This window comes from Streptomyces sp. WG5 (assembly GCF_049974565.1).
Classification (GTDB): domain Bacteria; phylum Actinomycetota; class Actinomycetes; order Streptomycetales; family Streptomycetaceae; genus Streptomyces.
Genome location: NZ_JBNGGC010000014.1, coordinates 156,815 through 175,258, shown reverse-complemented (window position 1 = coordinate 175,258; position 18,444 = coordinate 156,815). Strand labels below are relative to the sequence as shown.

Sequence of the window (18,444 nt, the reverse complement as noted above, 5' to 3'; positions counted from 1 at the left end):
GTCCTCGGCGACGGCGCGGCCGGTACGAAGGACACCGGCCTCAGGAGGCCGCCGGCGGCCGATGCGGCGGCCAACGGACGTCCGAGCAGCCGCGTGCGGGTGCGTTTCATGCTCTCTCCGAAGAAGGCGACGGCGTGGCCGCGGCCGGTGCGAGCGCTCCGGCACTGAAAGAACGAACGGAAAATTGCAGAAAGCTGTGACGGAAGCGAGAAGTTACCCGCGTATGACGGTGCCGTAAAGGGGTCGCGCTTCACCTTCCTTCAATCGGTGTCGCGCAACACACCTGGTCGGCACGTTGGCTGACGTCGCGTCATGTGCTGGACCGGACTCGTCCGAGGTGTTGACCGGCACGGAGCCGTGCCCTTACGGTCACGACCGCAACACCTTGCAGTCATCTTTCAGCAATGACGTGCAAAGGTGTGCCGACTCCCCGGACACCCGTCGGCCGGCCCCCGGGACACTCGCCCGCAACCTCACACGGGAGACTCCATGCACAGGAGCACCAGCAGAGCGCGCAGAACCACCGCCGCAGCACTCGTACTCACCGCCGGTGTGGCCGGCAGCCTCCTCGCCACCGCGGCACCGGCGCAGGCTTCCCCGCCCGGCGACAAGGACGTCACCGCGGTGATGTTCGAGTGGAAGTTCAGCTCGGTCGCCGAGGCCTGCACCGACACCCTCGGCCCGGCCGGGTACGGCTTCGTCCAGGTCTCCCCGCCGCAGGAGCACATCCAGGGCGGACAGTGGTGGACCTCCTACCAGCCGGTGAGCTACAGGATCGCGGGCCGCCTCGGCGACCGCGGGCAGTTCAAGAGCATGGTCGACACGTGTCACGCGGCGGGTGTGAAGGTCATCGCCGACTCCGTCATCAACCACATGTCGGCCGGGAACGGCACCGGCACCGGCGGCTCGCCATACACCAAGTACAACTACCCGGGCGTCTACTCGGCGCCCGACATGGACGACTGCACCTCGGAGATCAACGACTACCGCAACCGCTTCAACGTCCAGGCGTGCGAACTGGTCGGCCTCGCGGACCTGGACACCGGCGAGGACTACGTACGGGGCAAGATCGCCGGCTACCTCAACGACCTGCTGTCCCTGGGCGTCGACGGCTTCCGGATCGACGCGGCCAAACACATGCCCGCCGGGGACCTGGCCGACATCAAGTCCCGGCTCGGCGACCCGAACGTGTACTGGAAGCACGAGGCCATCTACGGCGCCGGCGAGGCGGTCTCCCCGACGGAGTACCTGGGCAGCGGCGACGTCCAGGAGTTCCGCTACGGACGCGACCTCAAGCGCGTCTTCAACGAAGAGAACCTCGCCTACCTGAAGAACTTCGGCGAGGGCTGGGGCTACATGCCCTCCGACAAGTCCAACGTCTTCGTCGCCAACCACGACACCGAGCGCAACGGCGAGACCCTCAGCTACAAGGACGGCGCCACCTACACCCTGGCCAACGTCTTCATGCTGGCCTGGCCGTACGGCAACCCCGACGTCCACTCCGGCTACGAGTTCACCGACCGCGACGCGGGCCCGCCGAGCGGCGGCCAGGTGAACGCCTGCTACAGCGACGGCTGGAAGTGCCAGCACGCCTGGCGCGAGATCTCCTCCATGGTCGGCTTCCGCAACACCGCCCGCGGCCAGGCGGTGACCGACTGGTGGGACAACGGCGGCGACCGGATCGCCTTCGGACGCGGCTCCAAGGCGTACGTCGCCATCAACCACGAGGGCTCCCCGCTGACCCGTACGTTCCAGACGTCGCTGCCCGCCGGTGACTACTGCGACGTCCAGTCCGGCAAGGCCGTCACCGTCGACGGGTCCGGCCGGCTCACCGCCACCCTCGGTGCCCACACCGCCCTCGCCCTGCACGTCAACGCCCGGAACTGCGACGGTGGCACCGCACCCGGCCCCGACCCGGTGACCTCCGGGGTGTCCTTCGCCGTCAACGCCACCACCAGCTGGGGCCAGGACATCTACGTGACCGGCAGCAGGCCGGAACTCGGCAACTGGAACCCGGGCAGCGCCCTCAAGCTCGACCCGGCCGCCTACCCGGTGTGGAAACTGGACGTCGACGTCCCCGCGGGTACGTCCTTCGAGTACAAGTACATCCGCAAGGACCAGGCAGGGAACGTGACCTGGGAGAGCGGCGCCAACCGCACCGCCACCACCACGTCCACCAAGATCACTCTCAACGACACCTGGCGCGGCTGACCCCGCCGTCACGCCGGTGGCCGTCCCCGCGCCCTTCCGCGGGGACGGCCACGCCGGCCGAACCGGTCACCCGGGCCGCCCGGCGCTCACCGGGCCGAGCGGCTCAAGCGGTGTGGATCTCCAGGGCGGTACGCACGGCGGACTCCACGGCGCCCTCGATCCAGGCCGGTTTGACGGACGTGTGGTCCCCGGCGAAGTGCAACGGCCCCTCGGCCACGGGAATGGCGGGCAGCAACTCCGTGTGCTGCCCGGGCAGGAGCACGGACGCCTCCCCGTAGGCGTAGGGGTCGCGCAGCCAGCTCTGCGTGCGGCCCGCGCCGGTGTAGAAGACCTCGATGCGCTGGCCGTAGACCTGCTGGAGGCCGCACAGGGCGTGCGGGTACCGCGCCTCGTCGTCCAGGGAGTCCCAGCGCAGCGCGTCGTCCGCCCAGCTGTAGGAGGCCAGGACCACACCCCCCGCGCTGCCCTCGACCGGGTGGGAAGGGTTGAACATGAAGCGGTTGGCGTTGTCCGACACCGAGCCGCCCCCAATGACGTCGGCCGCCTCCGGCTGATCCCGCGCGACGGCGCGGTTGGCGGCGTAGTGGGTGCGCTGACCCGCCGTGATGTGCCCGTCGGGCACGGAGGGATGCGCCCCGAGCAGGCTGCCGTCCGCGGCGGCCCGGCCGGTGCGGTAGGCGTCGTACAGACCCGGATCGACGGCGCCCAACTCGCGCTTCCAGTCGGCCTCGTCGAACTCCCACCAGCGGCGGCTGAACTCCAGCAGCACCTTGGTCGCGCAGTCGTAGTGCAGTTCGCAGACCGCCCGGCGCTTGCGGTACGACAGGGGCGGGTCGATCTGTACGTGGCGCAGTCCGGAGAACGGCACCGTGACCACGGCGACGTCCGCGGTGAACTGCTCGCGCACGACGGGGCCGTCGCGGCCCTCCGACACGGTGTCCACCCACACGTGCGGGCCCTTGCTCCGGACGTTCTCGGCGTCCGGCGAAGGACGGTCGGGGTGGTGGTACTGGATGCGCGTGACCCGGCGGTCGAACCGCACCTCCTTGCGCACGCGTTCCAGCAGCGCGTCCGGCAGTACGGCCGTGCCGCCCTCCAACTCGTAGAACGGCGTGTCCGGGCTGATGAGGGAGGAGCCGATGAAGCTGTGGATGAAGGACAGGGGGAGGCGTGAGGTGAGGTTCTCCAGGGTGCCGATCAGGTCGACGGTCCGCTCGTCGAGGTCGGCGTGCTCGGTGAGGAAGCGGAACATCGACCAGTCACCGAACCGCTCCACCACGCGGGCCCAGCCCTTCAGCCGCTCCGGGAGCGGCTTGTCGACCCGCTTGCCGTCCGGGCCGACGTGACTGAACTCGTCGCGCACCGGGTCCAGCACGGAGCGCAGGATGGTGGCGGCGGGGGTGTCCCAATGGGCCTTGGGAACGCCGAACGACCGGTTCACGCGCCGGGGCGCGCGGGCGTAGTCGGCGCGCCGGACGCGGATGCCGTTGACGTGGATCCAGGTGCGGTTGGCGGGACGTCCCTCGCCGTCGACGTCGACGTAGTGGAACCGCCGCTTCTTGAGGTCGAACTGGTCGATCAGCTCCATCACCAGGGGATGGCTGCCCGGGATGCGCATCGCACCCGCCTCGGCGTACTGGCGGGGATCGGCGAAGGGCTGCTCGGCGCGCTCGTGGCCACCGCTGCGGAAGGTCTTGATGCGTCCGCCCGCGCGGTTGCCGTTGGCCTCCAGCACCGTCACCCGGTGGCCCGCCTTCTTCAGCAGCCAGGCGGCCACAAGACCGGCCGGGCCGGCGCCGATGACCAGGACGTTCTTGGGCCGTGTCCGTCGCTGAGCCGGCAGTCCCTTCTGGAGGACGCTCTGGTAACGCGGTACGAGGGGGCGGTCGTCGGAGTCCAGTACGAGCAAGGCGCGAGCGACGGCGAGGCTCCGGCCGGAGTCGGTCTCACGCTTGTCGTCCGGGGCGGCCGGTGCGGGCAGAGCCGTGGCGACACCGCTGGTCAGCGCCGTGGCCACCGTGGCGGTGCCGACCGCTGCCGCCGCCGCGAAGCTCCTCCGGGAAAAACCGTCATCTGCACGCGCCGGCGCGTGATCTTCAGTCATGGCGGCCTTTGTACCGGTGGCCGTGGCCGGACGCCCGCCCTTCGCTCCGGCGTTGACCCGAACGGGGGAAGCGGCGGCAGACCCTGACGCCAGAGCAGGCCTGCCGAGACGAACGGCTCGGGGAACCCGAAGGGATGAACACCGCGCCAACCCCCTCTGCCGCGGTGATCAATCCCCCACACTGCGACATGCGTAGCCACGTCCGTGCTCTGCGGCGGGCCCGCGCGGCGCATCACCGTACCCGGCGCCGACGCGGCCTGTGCGGGAGTGCGAGGCATGGGAGGGGGAGGGGGAAGAGTGGCGCAGCGGCGCACTCCGTTCGGTGACAGAGCCCGTTACTGGTTCGACAGCACGCTGGCCCGCGGTGCGTCCGTCCTCGTCGGCTGGATGGCGCTGCTGTGCCTGGCCGTCGTCGTCCCGGTCAGCGCGGTGCTGGTGTGGACCGACCCCGACGCGCCGGCGTCCCCGGCGGACCGGCTGGCTCAGGTCTGGCACCTCACCGGGGAGACACTCCGGCTGGGCGGTGAGACGGGCGCGCCGCCGCGGGTGGTGATGTCGGTGCTGCTCGCACTGGTCACTCTGCTGTACGTCTCGGCGCTCGTCGGCCTGATCACGACGGCGCTCACGGAGCGGCTCAACGCGTTGCGACGGGGCCGTTCCACCGTGCTGGAACAGGGGCACGCCGTCGTCCTGGGATGGTCGGAGCAGGTCTTCACGGTGGTGAGCGAGCTGGTGGCCGCCAACGCCAACCAGCGGCACGCCGCGGTGGCGGTGCTGGCCGACCGGGACAAGACCCTCATGGAGGAGGCCCTGGGCACCAAGGTGGGCCCCGTCGGCCGTACGCGGCTGATCTGCCGCAGCGGCCCCGTCACCGACCCGGCCGTGCTCCCGCTGACCAGCCCCGCCACGGCCGGTGTCGTGCTGGTCCTGCCCCACGACGAGCCCGACGCCGACGCCGAGGTGGTCAAGACACTGCTGGCGCTCAGGGCGGCTCTGGCCGGGGAGAAGAACCGTCCGCCCGTCGTCGCCGCCGTCCGGGACGACCGGTACCGCCTGGCCGCCTGTCTCGCCGCCGGACCGGGCGGCGTCGTCCTGGAGAGCGACACCATCACCGCCCGGCTGATCGTCCAGGCCGCCCGCCGCCCCGGGCTCTCCCTCGTCCACCAGGAACTCCTCGACTTCGCCGGCGACGAGTTCTACCTGGTCACCGAACCCGCGCTGACCGGCCGCCCGTTCGGCGAGGCGCTGCTGTCCTACCGGACGTCGAGCGTGGTCGGGATCGTGCGAGGAGACGCCCCGCTGCTCAACCCACCGCCGGACACGCCCATCACCCCGGGCGACCTGCTCGTCGTCATCTCCCGCGACGACGACACGACGTGGCTGGACGACTGCGCGGAGCTGGCCGAGGAACCGGCGATGGCATCCGGTCCTTCGACGCCCGCGCGAGCGGAGCGGGTCCTCCTGCTGGGCTGGAACCGCCGAGCGCCGCTCATAGTCGACCAGCTGCGCCGCCGAGCCCGGCCCGGGTCGGTCATCGACGTGGTGGCGGACCAGGGCGAAGCGACACTCCGGCAGGTGAACGAGGCCGACGCGGACAGCGGTACCGACCTGAGCCTGACACTGCACCACGGGGACGTCACCCGGCCCGAGACCCTGCGGCGCCTGGACGTGTACTCCTACGACAGCGTGATCGTGCTCGGCCGGGACCCCGTTCCCGGACAGCCGTCGGACGACCCCGACAACCGCACGCTCGTCACCCTCCTGCTCCTGCGCCAACTGGAGGAAGCCACCGGGCGCGAACTGCCGGTCGTCACCGAACTCGTCGACGACCGGAACCGGGCGCTGGCCCCCATCAGCCCCGGAGCCGACGTGATCATCAGCGGCAAGCTCATCGGCCTGCTCCTGGCACAGATCTCCCAGAACCGGCACCTGGCGGCGGTGTTCGAGGAGCTGTTCTCCGCCGACGGCGCCGGGGTTCGCCTGCGGCCGGCCACTGACTACGTGCTGCCGGGGAGCGAGACGTCCTTCGCCACGGTCGTGGCCGCGGCACGTCGCCGTGGCGAATGCGCCATCGGATACCGGAGCCACGCCGATGCGTCGACGAGCCCCGGCTACGGCATGCGGGTCAATCCGCCCAAGGACGAGCGGCGCCGCTGGACGGCCGAGGACGAAGTGGTCGTCATCGGCAGGGACTGATGGGCACGCTGACCGGGCCGTTCCCCGGCGTGGACGACCCCGGCGGCACGTTCCGCGCCCCTCGAACTCGCCGCCCTGCCGTGCGCCGAAGGCGGCGGGCCGACGTCCGCCAGGCCGTCGGGTGACGCACGCCGCCTTCGCGGGCGGGAGGTCCGACGTCCGGAACTCCGCGGCCACTTGGCGGCGGCGGTCGATCAGTTCCGGCCTGCTTCCGGTCCGCCCCGGTGGCGGCTGACCGGGGGCGTGAAGCGAGGCGAAGGCACGCTCGACCACCTGGCGCACCGCAGGCCAGGGACGTCACCGGGCCGCTCAGGTCGGCAAGTGGCCGGCATCGGGCGCGGGAGCGGTCCGGCTTGCTGGCCCGGTGACCGCCGCCGCGGTCGTGGCGGGGCGGAACGCGTACGGCGTCCCCGCACGGCACCGCCGACGACCCGGCATACCCCTGCGAGCGAGGGCCGGGTCCGAGGGTGCGCCGGCGTGGTCGGCCGAAAGCCGTCCCGTCGTGGTCCGGGGGCCCTAGCGTCGTACCGTGACCACTGTTGACAACACCGCCTACCAGTACCGCACCGCCGTCCCCGGGGACGCCGAGGCCATCGAGGCCCTGGACGGCTCCTTCACCACCGGCACGGTCTTCCAGGTGACCGTCGCCGACGACGGGTTCGCCCTGCGGGAGATCGCGGTGGACCCGCCCCTGACCAAGGTGTTCCCCGAGGACGAGTCCGACGACGACGACGGCGACGACGGCGACGACGGCGACGACGGCGACTCCCGTACCTTCGTCGCCCACGGGGCCGCCGGTGACCTGGCCGGGTTCGTCGCCGTCTCGTACTCCGAGTGGAACCGCCGGCTGACCGTCGAGGACATCGAGATCGCTCCGGAGCACCGGGGGCGGGGGGTCGGGCGGGCACTGATGGGGCTCGCGGTGGAGTTCGCCCGTGAGCGGGGTGCGGGGCACCTCTGGCTGGAGGTCACCAACATCAACGCGCCCGCGATCCACGCGTACCGGCGGATGGGCTTCACCTTCTGCGGGCTGGACACCGCCCTCTACGCCGGTACCCCCTCCGAGGGCGAGCAGGCGCTCTACATGAGCATGCCCTGCCCCTGAGCGGACAGCAGGCGGCACACGGACGGAGTGCCCCCGTCGCCCGGCGCGACCGTGACGGTCAGCAGCCAGGCCGGGCCTCCGTCCGGGGCCGCGGCCCGCTCGTACCACTCCACGCGTGCGTCGAGCAGCCGACAGCCCGCCGCCCGGCGGGTGGCGTACCACCTCCGGAAGCTCTCGGACCGCCACACCACGAGCGGGACGGCCCGCTCGCCGCCGGTGCGGCGCGAGCCGCGGCCCACCGCGCGCACGGCCGCTGCCGCGGCCCCCGGAAGGGTGCGCTCCACCGGCACCCCGAACGTCTCGGCGAAGTGCAGGAGGTACGCCATGCGCTCGGCCTCCGGCGGCGCGCCGAGCACCGCCCGGCCGGAGTCGTACCACACCCCCCACTTGATGTTGGAGACCAGACCGGGGAGCCGGTTCATCACCCGGGGGATCCAGAACAGGACGACGTCCGAGCGGCGCATCGCCTCCTCCTCCCAGGCGACTTGGTCCGCGTACGGCGGGTAGGACCCGCCCGCGGCGGGTTCCGGCAGGAAGACCACCAGCCGCCCCGGGCCGCCCCAGGCGGCACGCAGGGCGGCGACCGCGGAGGGGCGCCAGGAAGGCTCCCCGGGGTCGGTGGGCGTGGGCCCGCACAGGTACACGGCCGCGTTCCAGGACTCGGGCTGCTCGTGGCCGACGTGCACCACCTCGACCGGGGCGGGGGCTTCAGCGGGGAACTCAGTGGACACGGGACGCTCCGGGGTCGGTCGTGGGGAGGGCGGCGAGGAAGTCCAGCAGGACGGTGTTGAAGGCGTCGGGCCGTTCCAGGAAACCGAGGTGGCCGGTGTCCGCCAGCTCCGTGTAGCGGGCGCCGGGGATCACCGCGGCCACCTCACGGCTCAGGTGGGCGGGATTCAGCACGTCGTCGGCGAAGCCCACCACCAGCAGGGGCGTGGTGATCCGCGTGTACGCGGCCAGCCGGTCGGGGACGGGCGGGCGCGGGCGGTGCGCGGCGGCGGAGGCACCGGTGAGCACGGCGATCTCGAACAGGTCCAGCCATGGTGCGACCGCGTCCTCGTCCGCCAGCGTCCTGGGGGAGAGGTTCTGCACCATCCGTACGAACGCCTCGTACTCCGGCGGCAGCCGGCCGCCCGTCTCGGCGCGCGCGGCCTCGGCGCGGGCCAGCGCGTCGCCGACCGGATCGGGCCGCCCCCGCGTGGCGGCCAGCACCGCGCCGCTCGCCAGGTGCGGATCGGTGAGGAGCAGTTCCTGTACCGCCAGGGCCCCCAGGGAGTGTCCGACCAGCGGGCAGGGCGGCAGCCCCAGGGCGGTGAGGAGCCGCCGTACCTCGGCGGCCACTTCATCGGCGCAGGAGCCGGTGGTGCCGTGGTCGAAGGTGATCACCTGGTGGCCCGCCGCGGTGAGCGCGGGCACCTGGTGGTGCTCCCAGATCCGGCCCGCGCCTCCCGCACCGGCGACCAGTACCACCGGCCGCCCGGAGCCGTGGACCGTGTACGCCGTCGCGCCGCTCACCGGGCCATCCTCCGCAGCGCGGTCTCCGTCCACGCCGGGCGGCCGGTGTCCAGGCCGCGCAGCGCCACGTGGACCCAGAGGAAGGACGCCCGGATCAGGATGTGCGACCGCAGGCCGGCGGGTACATCGCCGCCCGCCGCCCGGTAGGCGTCCAGGAGCCGGTCCAGGAGGACCGTGCCACCGGCGTAGAGCATGTCGACGAAGTCCACCGCAGGATCACCGATGCCCGCGTTCGCCCAGTCCAGCAGGGCCGAGAGCATCGGAGGGCCGGACGGGCGGCGCTCCACCAGGGTGTGGCCCGGGTGCACGTCCCCGTGGACGAGCACCAGGCGGTCGGGCCACAGACGGTCGTCGTCCAGCCACTCCTGCCAGCGCCGCACCCCGGCGGCGGGCAGCTCCAGTTCGGCCCGTGCGCGCGCCAGTTTGTCCGCGACCTCCGAGCGGATGGCCTCGGGGCCGTACGGGTGCCGTCCCGGCAGCTTCCAGGTGCCGTCCAAGGGCGTGGAATGCACGGCGACCAGGCAGCGGGCCAGCGGCTCCAGGTAGCGGTCCGGGCGGGCCAGCGGGTCCATCGACCAGCCGTAGACGAGGGTGGCAGGGTCCTCGCTTCCCGCAGCCACGCCGGACAGGCGCGGGTAGGCGACCAGGTCCGGTGTGTGCAGCCGCCAGTCGGGCACCGGCACCGGGACCCGGTCGCGCACGGCGCCGAGCACGGCGCCCTCGACGGCCAGCCGGCCGGAGACCTCGGGCCGCCGCGGCTGCCGCAGGATCCAGGGCGTGCCGTCCGCGGCGCGGATGTGGGTGACGCGGAAGTCCCAGCCGCTGTCGTCGCCGTGCGCGGACTCCGGTACCAGCGCCACCCCGAGCCTGTCCGAGGCGTACGCGGCCAGTGCCCGGGCGTCCGCGCCCGGGCTCATGGCGGCGGCGCTCATCGGGCGGCCCCGACGGTGCCCAGGTGGCGGTCGCGGGTCGCGTTCCGGTCCACCTTGCCGGTATGGGTCTGCTCCAGCGCGTCCACCGGCACGATCAGGCTCGGCACCAGGTGCGGCGGCGCCGTCCGGGTCAGCCGGTCGCGGATGCCCGCGGCGACCGCGTCCGGCTCGACGTCCGGCAGCGGTACGAAGAACGCGGCCAGCGAGGAGTGCCCGGCCCGGTCCACCCTGGCGGCCGCGACCGACGACACTCCCTCGCACCGTCCGACCAGCGCTTCGACGTCGAGCAGATCCACCCGGAAACCGCGGATCTTGACCTGGTGGTCGGAGCGCCCCCGGAACACCAGGACACCGCCGGCCGCCTCGCCGACCAGGTCGCCCGTGCGGTACCAGCGGACGCCGCCGCGTTCGGTGAACCGGTCGGCCGTCGCCTGCGGGTTGTCGTGGTAGCCGAGTGCCAGGCCGGGTCCGGAGACGTACAACTCGCCCGTCTCGTCGATCCGCTGGCCCACGTGCGGCAAGGGGAGCCCGATGGGCAGGTCCCCGCCGGACTCCGGCAGCGCGGGGGCACCCGGCCCGGCGAGCTGCACCGCGTGCGTGACCAGCGCGGTCTCCGTGGAGCCGTAGGTGTTGAGCAGTCGGACGTGCTCGGTGCCGCCGAGCCGGAGCCAGCGCTCCAGCATGTCGGCGCGCACCGCCTCGCCGCCGATCACCACGGTGCGCAGGGACGCGGGCAGCCGGGCGCCCTGGTGCAGCAGATCGGCCGTCAGGCTGTCCCAGAACCCGGTGGGCAGCACCGCGACCGAGAGCTGCTGCTCCTCCGCCACTCGCGCGAAGCCCTCCCGCGCCCCGTCGTCGATGACCAGGGTGGCGCCCCCCGTCAGGGCAGGGAGGATCTCCTCCAGGCTCGTGTCGCCGCCCGCGCCGTGGAAGTGCAGCACGAACTCGCCCTCGCCGACGCCGTACAGGCCGCGCAGCGACGGCACCACGGCCGCGGGCGCCCGGTGGGGGACCACCACGCCCTTCGGCTCGCCGGTGGACCCCGAGGTGAACAGCACGTACGCCGGGTCCTCCGGCCGCGGGCCCGGCCGCGGCCGGGCGGGGGGCGCCGTGGGGAAGAGCGTCCAGCGGGGCCGGATCGCCTTCTCGACGGCGGGCTGCCAGCCGGTCTCCGCGGTCACCACCGCCTCCCGGCAGCCCACCCGCCGAAGGACGTCCTCCAGCCTGGCCTCGGGGTGGTGGACCTCCAGCGGCACGTACGCGCGTCCCGCCGCCAGCACGCCGAGGATCGCCGCCACGTCACGGGCCGAGTGGTGCACGACGACGCCCACGGGCGGCTGGGGCCCGGCCGTGCGCGGCTCCACGGCGGCGGCCACCGTCAGCACCAGGGCGGCGAAGCGGCCGTAGGTGAGAACGAGACCGTTGTCGATGACGGCCGGACGGTCCGGATCGTCGCGCGCCGTGTCGAAAAACGGTTTAAGCAAAGAAGCTGCGGAGGACTCCATTGTGAATTCCTATGATGTGTTGGAATATGGGCCGGTGCGTACTGTTGTGGAATACGATGTGAAAGTACCCATGCGGGACGGCGTGTTATTGAGTGCTGACCTCTATCGCCCGGAGACGTCCGGGGCGGTGCCGGTGCTCATCCGGCGAACGCCCTACGGGAAGGCCGGAAACCCCGGCGGTGCCTCCGTCGACGGCCTGCGACTGGTCCGCTCCGGATACGCCCTGCTGGTGCAGGACGTCCGCGGCCGGTTCGCGTCCGGCGGCACCTTCGAGCCGTACTGGAACGAGGCCGCGGACGGCGCGGACACCGTCGCCTGGGCCGTCGGGCAGCCGTGGTGCGACGGGTCCGCGGGCCTGTTCGGCCGCTCGTACGAGGGAATGTCGGCGTTGCTCGCGGCGGGCGAGCGGCCGTCCGGACTGGCCGCCATCGCCCCTCACGTGGCCGGTTCCGGGTTCGACGAGGGCTGGACCCGCCAGGGCGGCGCCTTCCAGCTGGGCTTCCTCCTCTACTGGGTGCTGTACGACCTGCTGCTCAGCGGGGCCGGGCTGGCGGAGCCGGAGCTGGCCGAGGTGGCCGGCGCGGTCGACCGGATCGACGCGCTGTACGAGGATCCCGACGCCGCCGCGGACCTCTTGGACCGGCTCGCCCCCTATTACCGTCAATGGCTCGAGCACCCTTCCGGGCACCCGTACTGGAAACGCAGCGCACCGCGCGAGGCGTATCCGTCCATAAATGTTCCGGTGCTGAATCTGACGGGCTGGTACGACATATTTCTCACCGGTGCCCTGGAGAATTACCGGGGAATTCGGGAACAGGGCGTGGAGACGCGTCTGGTGGTCGGCCCCTGGTCCCACTGCGTCACCGGAGGCATTTTCCCGCAGCGCCGCTACGGGCTCGCCGCCGACGAGCGGGAGCTCGACGTCACCGGCCTGCACCTGGACCACTTCGACCGTCACCTGCGCCGGCGGCGGACCGGTGCGGTGGCCCCCGAGCCGGTCACGCTCTTCCTCACCGGCGCCGACGAGTGGCGCGCCTTCCCCGACTGGCCGGTCCCCGGTACCGAGGAGTACGTGCTCCACCTGGACGGCCGGCGGCTCACGCCCGGAGGCGCACCGCGAGCCGCCGGCCGCGACGCGATCCGCCACGACCCGGCCGACCCGGTGCCCACCACCGGTGGTGCCACCGCCCTGCCCGGCCAGTTCACCGGCGGTGACTGCGGTCCGCTCGACCAGCGTGAGGTCGAGCGGCGCGGCGACGTCCTGTGCTTCACCGGTGCCCCGCTCACCGCCCCGCTGACCGTGGTCGGCGACACCGTCCTGACGGTGTACGTCACCGCGGACGCGGCGGGCGCCGACGTGACCGGGAAGCTGGTCGACGTCTGGCCCGACGGGCGTGCGGAGCTGCTGTGCGACGGCATCCTCCGGCTGGAGCCCGCGACGGCGCCGGGGGCGGGCACCCCGCCCGCCCCCGGCCGGCCGGTCGAGGTCACCGTCGGCCTCGGCGCGATCGGCCACGTGTTCCGCACCGGACACCGTGTACGTCTGGACATCGCGGCCAGCAACGCGCCCCGCTTCGACGTCCATCCCCGGGTGGTCGCGCACCACACCGTCCACCACGGCGGTGACCACCCCTCACGCCTGCTGCTCCCGCGCCTCGCCGGCGGCTGACGCGGCGGCCGGGCCGGCGGCGTCCTGGTGGAAGACCGACAGGTCCGTCACCTTCTCGATCCGCCGGCCCGCCTCCCAGTGCGCCCGGCGCAGCCGCCGCAGCTGGGCCCCGGACAGGCGGGTGCTGTGCTGCGGGATCGATCGAACCATGCGGGCCCGCTTGGCCGAGGCCGGGTAGCGGTCCCGGACCCGGTGGGGGTCGTTGAGCAGATGGTGCGCCGTGCCCACGTGGAAGGCGACCTTCAGCAGGGCGTAGTACGCCGCGGCGCCCGCGCCCTTGTCGCGGGCGCAGTGCAGCAGGGTCCTGGTCGCCTCGTACAGCCGCCACAGCACCGGCACGGCAGGCGTGGTGAACACGCCCGTCTCCTGGGCGATGCCCTCCCCGACGCCGTAGCGGAAGTAGCTGCGCATGTTCGCGAAGCCGTGCTGGGCGTCGTGGAAGATCCGGGCCTCGGGCAGGTACACCACCGGGATGCCGGCCATCTGGAGCCGGAAGTCGAACTCCCGGTCCTCGCACCAATGGATGAGCCCGTCGAAGTGGTAGCCGCCGATGTGGTCGACGATCGCCCGGTTGTAGACGAGCGGCGGGGACAGGGCACTGACGTAGTCGCCTTCGTCGAACTCCCGCACCCGGGCGGTCAGCTTGCTGAGCAGCCCGTCCGACTCCCCGTACACCACCTGACCCTTGACCACCGGAGCGGTCAGCACCGCGCGGACCATGGCCCGCACCACACCCGGGGCGAAGGTGCAGTCGGAGTCCATGAGCAGCAGGTACTGCCGGTCGGTGGCGGCGGCGCCCGCGTTGTAGGCAGCGCCCAGGTTGCCGACGTCGTCGATCTCGGTGACCGTCAGCGGCCGAGGGTGCTCGGCGATCAGCTTCAGCACCGCGTCGCTGGGGCCGTTGAGCGCCAGGACGATCTCCACGTCCTCGTCGATCGACGCGATGCAGTCGGCGATCCGCAGGTCGTCGCGCAGGGCGACGACCACGGCGGTGCGGGCGATCCCCTTCTCGACCGCGGCCTCGTCCACCGGATCAGTGGCCATCCCGTTCTCCCTCGTCTCGTCGGTGTGCGTACCCGTGTGCACGCGGGTGTCCGCGCCGCGGCGCGCACCCAGCGGTCCGCGCGCGGTCGTCGCCGGTGTCGTGGTCATTCCGCCGGGGCCTTGAACCGCAGGGGCAGCGCGCGCAGTGTGCGACCGGCGATCGCCTCCGCCTCGGCCGGATCGTCGGCGTACGCGATCACCCCCGCCAGGACGTCGGCCCCGCCGCGGTAGGGCGGCACCACCATGCCGGGCGCCAACTCGATGCCCCAGAACACGTCGTGCACCCCCGCCCGGCGGGTGACGTCGCGCGGGTCGCCGACCCACTCCACCACCCCGCCGTCCGCCGGGAGGAACCGCTGGACCGCCGCCCCGTTGCGCGTCGGACGCAGCTCGGACAGCTCCAGTGGGCGGCCCAGCGCCAGCCGCACCAGGTTGGGCAGCGGATCCACGCCGGTGGCCAGCCGCATCACCTCGGTGGCGATGCGCGCACCGGTGAGCCGGCAGGTGATCTCCAGCAGCACCACCCGGCCGTCACGGGTGCGCAGGATGTCGGTGTTGATCACCGCCGGGTCCAGGCGCAGGGCCCGCGCCCCGCGCCGCACGGTGTCGGTGACCTCCTCGATCTGCTCGGGGGCGAGCCGGCTGGGGAGTGTGTCGCCGCCCTCGAAGAAGTACGGGGCGAACTCCTCCTTGCGCCCGTACTCCCGGTCGGCGAAACCGAACCGGTGGAGCTCGCCGTCGACCATGAAGGCGGCCAGCGTGTGCTCGGTCCCCTCCAGGAACTCCTCGACGACGATCCGGCCGACGGGGCTCAGACGCAGCGCCTCGGCCGCCGTCTGCCGTACCGCCTCGGCCGACTCCACCTTCATCACGCCCAGCGAACCGGTCTGGTCGCTGGGCTTGATCACGGCCGGCAGGCCGACCTCGGCGACCGCCCGCAGCGCCTCCGCCACACTCTCGGCGGTCGCGAACCGGGGGAGGTCGAGGCCCGCCTCGCGCAGGATCGCCAGCCGCCGGTCCTTGAGCGTGCAGTCGAGCGCCGTCTCCACGGGCAGGCCGGGACAGCCGAACCGGTGGGCCAGCACGCTGATCACCGGCGGGTTGTCGGCGCCGAGCGAGAACACGCCGTCCAGGTGGGACACGCCGGCCGCCGACAGCTCCGCGAGGACCGCCGTGCTGTCGGTCGGGTCGCAGACCAGGAGCAGGTCCGCCGCCGCCCGGGCCCGGTCGGTGGGCGCATCGGTGACCACCAGCAACTCCCGCCGCGGAGACCGCAGTTCAGCCAGCGAGCGGTCCATCCCCGAGCCGAGACCGCACGCCAGGAGCCGCTCAGTCACGGCCGCCTCCCGTCCCCTCGCCCCGCCCGGCCGTGGCTGCCCGACCGGTGGACGGTCCGCCGCCCGGGGTCGGAGTGCGCAGGCCCAGTACCTGGAACACCTCCGCGTGGCCCGAGCCCGCGGAGACGGTGCCCCGGTAGCGGGCCAGCCCCCGGATGCCCTCGTCCCAGGCGGCGTGGCGCAACTGCGACACGTACGCACGCATCGCCTCGACCTTGGTCTCGATCTGTCCGTCGATGTCCTCCGCGTACTGGAACCGGGCCATCGGCGCCCACACCTCGTACCCGAGCACCAGGTGCGGCGCCGGCATCGGCCGTTCACCCGACTCCTGGAAGAACTCCGACTGCGCCATCCACAGAGCCTCGGTGGTCAGCTGGTGCACCATGCGGTGCTCGACGTCGTCGTCGTGGTCGTGGGGCAGGTAGACCACCTGCGGCCGCACCTCCCGCATGACCCGCACCAGGGCCAGGTGCACGCGGCGGGAGAGCGTGAAGTCCCGTGACGGCTCGGCGAAGCGGACGCAGCGGTGCACGCCCAGCGTCTTCGCGGCCGTCTCCGTCTCGGCGGCGAACTCCGCGTCGGTGACCGCGTCGTCCAGGGCGCTGCGCTCGCGCGCGATGACGACGACGACCGTCACCCGGGCGCCGTTGCGAACGTGTTTGGCGATGGAACCGCCGCAGCCGATGACGTCGTCGTCCGGGTGCGGCGCGACCACCAGCACGTCGGTGACCCCGGTCACGACCGCGCCCCCGGCACCTGCCGGGCCCAGGCCGCCCACTGCCCGGTCAGCTCGACGCCCTCGGCGAAGGGTGTGCGCGCGGTGAAGCCGAGGAGGCGCTCGGCCTTGTCGTACCGGGCCCGCGCGGTCGAGCGGTACAGCTCCAGCTCCCAGTCGGGCACCGGGTCGCCGGTGCCCGGCCCGGACGGCCCGTCCAAGCCGCGCAGGGCACGGAACGCGTCGAAGAACCGCCCCCAGCCGAGCGGTTCGCCGTTGCCGACGAGGAAGCGCTGCCCGGCGGCCGAGTCCCGGTCTGCGGCCAGGAGCGCCGCGTCCACCAGGTCGTCGACGTACACGGCGTTGCACACGCCGCCCTCCTCACCCGTCGGCAGCATGGCGAAGTCGCCCTCCGCCCGCTGGAGCTGGGCGGTGGTCCACTGGCCGCCCCACGGTCCGTAGACCACGCCCGGCTGGAGCACGACGGTCTCCAGGCCGGGCCCGTGAGCGTCGAGGACCAGTTGCTCCGCGGCCAGCTTCTGCTGCTCGTACTCGCGGTCGGCCGGGTCGGCCGGGCGGCCCGGTGACTCCTCGGTCAGCTCGCCGGCGGCGGTGGGGTCGTAGACGTCGATGGTGCTCAGGTGCACCACCCGCCGGACCCCGGCGGCGCGGGCGGCGGCCAGGACGTTGGCGGTGCCCTCCACGGAGGCCGCCCAGCGGTCCGTCTCGCCACCAGAACTGCCGAAGGCGCAGTGCACGACGGTGTCGCACCCGTGGAAGGCGGCTCGCAGCCCGTCGGTGTCCAGCAGGTCGGCCCGGCGGAACTCCAGCCGGTCCTGCGGCAGGACGGACAGTCGCGCGGCCCGGCCGAAGCCGCGCACCACCGGCTGGACGCGGGCCCGCGTGCCCAGGGCCAGCCGCTCGACGACGCGGCCGCCGATGAAGCCGCTCGCGCCGGTGACCGCCACCGTGCGGCCGTCGAGCACTGTGCTGTCGGGGGCGGTGCCGCGGACGGTCCACGGCCTGGCGGCCTCCTTGTGGGCGCCGCCGTAGCACGCCTGGATCAGCTCGACGACGCGCAGGCCGTCCTCGGGGCCGGAGTGCACGGCGGCGGTGCCGCGCACGGCCGCGGCGAAGTTGGCCAGCTGCTCGGTGAACAGCAGCTCCCACTCGTCCTGGGCGGGAGCCACCGCCGCGACGTCGCCCCGGTGCAACTCCACGCCGTCCGAGGCGACCAGGGTGCACTCACCGGCCGGGAAGTCCGTGCCGATGGTCACGGTCGCCCTGGTGCCCGTCACCGTGCAGGAGATGCCGAGGTCGCGCAGCCGGCTGAACTCGCAGTGCACGTCGACCTGGCCGAACCGCAGGTGGGCGCGTGCGTCGGCCTCCACGCCGCCGAGGGAGTCGTCCTCGTAGCGGACGACCTCCACGTCGGGGCCGAGCCACCACAGCAGCGTGTCGAAGACGTGCGAGGCGGTGTCGGTGAGCACCCCGCCGCCCGCGAGCCGCCGGTCGAACATCGACCAGGAGACCGGCTCCCAGGCGTACGGGTGGCCCTCCGCCCAGTCGACGCGCACCACGTCACCCAGCTCGCCGCTCTCGACGAGCCGCTTGACCCAGGCGTACGCGGGGAAGAGCCGCCGTGGATGGGCCATCGCGAGCAGCGGCGCGGAGGCGTCGGCGGCCAGGGTGACCAGGTGCCGGGCGTCCTCGACCGAGGTGGTCATCGGCTTCTCCAGCAGCACGTGCTTGCCGGCGGCGAGCAGTGACTCCACGGTGCGGGCGTGCACGGTGTGCGGGACGGCGACCACCGCCGCGTCGAAGACGTCCGCGGCCTCGGCCGGGTCGGTGGCGACGACCACCGCGTCGGCGCCGGTGCCGCCGAGTTCGCGGTAGAGCTCGAGCGCGGCCCGCGCCTGGCGCGGATCCCGGTCGATGAGTGCGGTCAGTTGCACGTCGCCCTTCAGGGGCGGCAGCGCGGGCACGTGGCAGCCGCGGGCGGCGGCACCGCACCCGACGAGGGCGAGGCGTACGGGAGGCATGGGTTCTCCAGGGGGTCGGAAAGGGGATGGCTCGGCAGGGGGGTACGCCGCGGCGCGGGGGCGCGCGGC

13 protein-coding genes are annotated in these 18,444 nt (G+C 73.1%); 4 read left to right on the top strand and 9 right to left on the bottom strand.

From position 1 onward, the window contains the following. Nucleotides 1-489 precede the first annotated feature (489 nt). The gene (locus tag ACP4IX_RS17430; protein WP_426522749.1) at nucleotides 490-2,211 is read left to right on the top strand and encodes a carbohydrate-binding module family 20 domain-containing protein; all 1,722 of its coding nucleotides are present in this window, start codon (nucleotides 490-492) and stop codon (nucleotides 2,209-2,211) included. Nucleotides 2,212-2,314: 103 nt separating this feature from the next. Here ACP4IX_RS17430 and ACP4IX_RS17425 read toward each other — a convergent pair whose 3' ends face one another. Further along, nucleotides 2,315-4,315 carry a flavin monoamine oxidase family protein gene (locus tag ACP4IX_RS17425; protein ID WP_426522748.1) on the bottom strand — a complete coding sequence of 667 codons (2,001 nt, stop codon included), beginning with the start codon at nucleotides 4,313-4,315 and terminating at the stop codon, nucleotides 2,315-2,317. Nucleotides 4,316-4,612: 297 nt separating this feature from the next. Between ACP4IX_RS17425 and ACP4IX_RS17420 the strand changes: the two genes are divergently transcribed. Then, nucleotides 4,613-6,511, top strand: coding sequence for a CASTOR/POLLUX-related putative ion channel (locus tag ACP4IX_RS17420; protein ID WP_426556032.1), 1,899 nt, complete (start codon nucleotides 4,613-4,615; stop codon nucleotides 6,509-6,511). Between the two features lie 529 nt (nucleotides 6,512-7,040). Continuing rightward, on the top strand, nucleotides 7,041-7,616 hold the full coding sequence (locus ACP4IX_RS17415) for a GNAT family N-acetyltransferase (protein WP_426556031.1): 576 nt from the start codon (nucleotides 7,041-7,043) through the stop codon (nucleotides 7,614-7,616). Here the strand turns inward: ACP4IX_RS17415 and ACP4IX_RS17410 are convergent. Genes ACP4IX_RS17410 through ACP4IX_RS17395 form a run of 4 tightly spaced genes read right to left on the bottom strand, consistent with a single transcriptional unit; the run spans nucleotide 7,592 to nucleotide 11,547 of the window. After that, the gene (locus ACP4IX_RS17410; RefSeq protein ID WP_426556030.1) at nucleotides 7,592-8,347 is read right to left on the bottom strand and encodes a nucleoside 2-deoxyribosyltransferase domain-containing protein; all 756 of its coding nucleotides are present in this window, start codon (nucleotides 8,345-8,347) and stop codon (nucleotides 7,592-7,594) included. The genes ACP4IX_RS17415 and ACP4IX_RS17410 overlap by 25 nt on opposite strands. Further along, nucleotides 8,337-9,131, bottom strand: a complete 795-nt coding sequence (locus ACP4IX_RS17405) for an alpha/beta fold hydrolase (RefSeq protein ID WP_426522744.1) — start codon at nucleotides 9,129-9,131, stop codon at nucleotides 8,337-8,339. Before ACP4IX_RS17405 ends, ACP4IX_RS17410 begins: the two co-directional genes overlap by 11 nt. Then, entirely contained in the window at nucleotides 9,128-10,063 is a 936-nt protein-coding gene (locus ACP4IX_RS17400) for a macrolide 2'-phosphotransferase (RefSeq protein WP_426556029.1), read from the bottom strand. The genes ACP4IX_RS17405 and ACP4IX_RS17400 overlap by 4 nt, the downstream gene beginning before the upstream one ends. Further along, on the bottom strand, nucleotides 10,060-11,547 hold the full coding sequence (locus tag ACP4IX_RS17395) for an AMP-binding protein (protein WP_426556028.1): 1,488 nt from the start codon (nucleotides 11,545-11,547) through the stop codon (nucleotides 10,060-10,062). The genes ACP4IX_RS17400 and ACP4IX_RS17395 overlap by 4 nt, the downstream gene beginning before the upstream one ends. A 22-nt stretch (nucleotides 11,548-11,569) precedes the next feature. On the opposite strand from ACP4IX_RS17395, the gene ACP4IX_RS17390 reads away from it, so the two are divergent. Further along, entirely contained in the window at nucleotides 11,570-13,237 is a 1,668-nt protein-coding gene (locus ACP4IX_RS17390) for a CocE/NonD family hydrolase (protein WP_426556045.1), read from the top strand. Here the strand turns inward: ACP4IX_RS17390 and ACP4IX_RS17385 are convergent. From ACP4IX_RS17385 to ACP4IX_RS17370, 4 genes are read right to left on the bottom strand one after another with little or no spacing between them, the layout of a single operon-like run. Beyond that, on the bottom strand, nucleotides 13,202-14,389 hold the full coding sequence (locus tag ACP4IX_RS17385; RefSeq protein ID WP_426522741.1) for a glycosyltransferase: 1,188 nt from the start codon (nucleotides 14,387-14,389) through the stop codon (nucleotides 13,202-13,204). The two genes, ACP4IX_RS17390 and ACP4IX_RS17385, sit on opposite strands and share 36 nt — an antisense overlap. After that, on the bottom strand, nucleotides 14,386-15,618 hold the full coding sequence (locus tag ACP4IX_RS17380) for an ATP-grasp domain-containing protein (protein WP_426556027.1): 1,233 nt from the start codon (nucleotides 15,616-15,618) through the stop codon (nucleotides 14,386-14,388). The genes ACP4IX_RS17385 and ACP4IX_RS17380 overlap by 4 nt, the downstream gene beginning before the upstream one ends. Beyond that, nucleotides 15,611-16,357, bottom strand: coding sequence for a PIG-L deacetylase family protein (locus ACP4IX_RS17375; RefSeq protein WP_426556026.1), 747 nt, complete (start codon nucleotides 16,355-16,357; stop codon nucleotides 15,611-15,613). The genes ACP4IX_RS17380 and ACP4IX_RS17375 overlap by 8 nt, the downstream gene beginning before the upstream one ends. Then, on the bottom strand, nucleotides 16,354-18,375 hold the full coding sequence (locus ACP4IX_RS17370; RefSeq protein ID WP_426556025.1) for an NAD-dependent epimerase/dehydratase family protein: 2,022 nt from the start codon (nucleotides 18,373-18,375) through the stop codon (nucleotides 16,354-16,356). Before ACP4IX_RS17370 ends, ACP4IX_RS17375 begins: the two co-directional genes overlap by 4 nt. Nucleotides 18,376-18,444 lie beyond the last annotated feature (69 nt).

Excerpts from the sequence above, each read along its gene's own strand:
- ACP4IX_RS17430 (WP_426522749.1), top strand. The coding sequence starts at position 490 with ATGCACAGGAGCACCAGCAGAGCGCGCAGAACCACCGCCGCAGCACTC.
- ACP4IX_RS17400 (WP_426556029.1), bottom strand. The coding sequence starts at position 10,063 with ATGAGCGCCGCCGCCATGAGCCCGGGCGCGGACGCCCGGGCACTGGCC.
- ACP4IX_RS17385 (WP_426522741.1), bottom strand. The coding sequence starts at position 14,389 with ATGACCACGACACCGGCGACGACCGCGCGCGGACCGCTGGGTGCGCGC.
- ACP4IX_RS17425 (WP_426522748.1), bottom strand. The coding sequence starts at position 4,315 with ATGACTGAAGATCACGCGCCGGCGCGTGCAGATGACGGTTTTTCCCGG.
- ACP4IX_RS17370 (WP_426556025.1), bottom strand. The coding sequence starts at position 18,375 with ATGCCTCCCGTACGCCTCGCCCTCGTCGGGTGCGGTGCCGCCGCCCGC.